We start from the raw sequence: 1733 nt of genomic DNA on the forward strand, positions 1-1733 counted from the left end.
GGAGGACAGCCCGGAGGCTTTGATGATGTCGCTCATGGAGGTGTTGGTGTAGCCGTTTTCCATGAAGCAGGCGATGGCTGCTTCGATGATTTGGGTGCGGCGGGCGGCTTTGGTGGCTTCTGTTAGTCGGGGCATGGTTCCAGTCTAGGGAGTTGGCGTAAAACTTACAAACACAATGGAAATTCTTTTTGTGACTTTGTAAACAAAATGGCTATTGTGTTTGCGTTCGGTCAAAAACGGGAGTAGAGTTCTATCCCGTAAACGAAACAGGCATTTTGTTTGGAGGTTGTCATGAGCAACGAACCCACCACCGCGCTCACCGCAGAATCGGTGAGCGCTACCAACCCCACTACCACCGAAACCACCAAGACCCCGGCAGAAACCCCCGAGCGTTCCTCCTGGATCAAAGTCATCAGCACCTCGCTGCTGGCATCCCTGATTGTTGCAGTCGTTATCCTCGCCTTCACCTGGCCCACCAAAACCATGGAAGCGAAAAACCTGCCCGTCTCCATCACCGGCCCCGAAGTGACCGTCAGCCAATTTGAGCAGTCCCTCAAAGACCGCGGCATCGAAACCTTCGAACTGAAGCAGGCCACCTCCCGCGAAGACGCCGAAAACCAGATCAAGCAGCGCGAAACCTACGGCGCTATCGTCTTCACCGAAGGCGCCGCCCCCGAAGTTCTCACCGCTCCCGCCGCCAACGCCGCAGCAACCCAGATGCTCAACGGCGTAGCCACCCAGCTGAACGCGCAGATTCAGCAGCAAGCGCTCGCCGCTAAGACCGAAGCCCTCACCCAGGCGGTGCAGGCCGGCGGTGAACAGGGTGCCCAGGCTGCAGCACAGCTGGAGCAGATGAAGGCAGAAGCTGAAAAAGCCTCCGCCATGACCGTCAAGACCACCGCCGTAGTGCCCCTGAGCGGAAGCGATAGCTCCGGTAACGGCCTCGCAATCGCCGCATTCCCCCTGGTCATGGGCGGAACCCTCGGCGGTGTACTGTCCCTGACCCTCATCAAGGGCACCTGGCGTCGCTTCACCACCGCTACCCTCTACGCCGTGATTGGTGGCGCAATCACCGCCCTGATTCTGAGCACCTGGTTCGGCTTCATCCCCGGTGACTTCGCAACCCTGTGGGCAGCTTTCAGTGCCACCTACTTTGCCACCGCATCCTTCATGATTGGTCTTGGCGGCCTGCTCGTCCCCGCTGCAGGTCTGGGTCTGGGTGCCGTCGTCACCATGTTCATTGGTAACCCGATCTCGGGTGCAAGCATGCCGAGCGTGTTCCTGCCCGGTGCGTGGGGTCAGATCGGGCAGATGATGGTTCCGGGCGCCTCCTCGGCTCTGCTGCGTTCCATCGCGTACTTCCCGGAGGCTGCAACGAGCGGCCAGTGGTTGGTGCTCGGTTCCTGGATGGCGGTTGGTCTGCTCGCCGGCGTGATCGGCTGGGCTCTCAAGGAGCGCCGCACCGCAACGGTGGAGGCATAAGCGCCGCCGGTTAGACCGCCGGTACAACGTAAGAAGGGTGTGCGCCGCGTTCACTGAACACGGCACACACCCTTTCGGCATACCGACTATTACCGACTGCTACTCGCTGTTACTGGTTGTCGAGAACGTACTGCTTGAACTGCTCGTCCTTGCGCTTGAATTCTTTAAGCTCATTTTCCAGAGCTGCCTGATTCTTGGCGACGAGCGGCTTCTGGTACTGCGCCTCCAGGTCGTAGAGCTTCTGCGAACGG

Annotated in this window: 2 protein-coding genes; one reads left to right on the top strand and one right to left on the bottom strand. The window is 59.5% G+C overall.

The annotated features are described in order from the left end of the window. On the bottom strand, positions 1 to 135 hold a 135-nt coding region (locus Q0216_RS03320), incomplete at its 3' end, for a TetR/AcrR family transcriptional regulator (RefSeq protein WP_298592907.1). Between the two features lie 156 nt (positions 136 to 291). Here Q0216_RS03320 and Q0216_RS03325 point away from each other — a divergent pair. Then, a complete protein-coding gene (locus tag Q0216_RS03325) occupies positions 292 to 1482 on the top strand; it encodes an ABC transporter permease (RefSeq protein ID WP_298592906.1) in 1191 nt (396 codons plus the stop codon). Positions 1483 to 1733: the final 251 nt, after the last annotated feature.

The organism is uncultured Rothia sp. (assembly GCF_937976295.1).
GTDB lineage: Bacteria > Actinomycetota > Actinomycetes > Actinomycetales > Micrococcaceae > Rothia.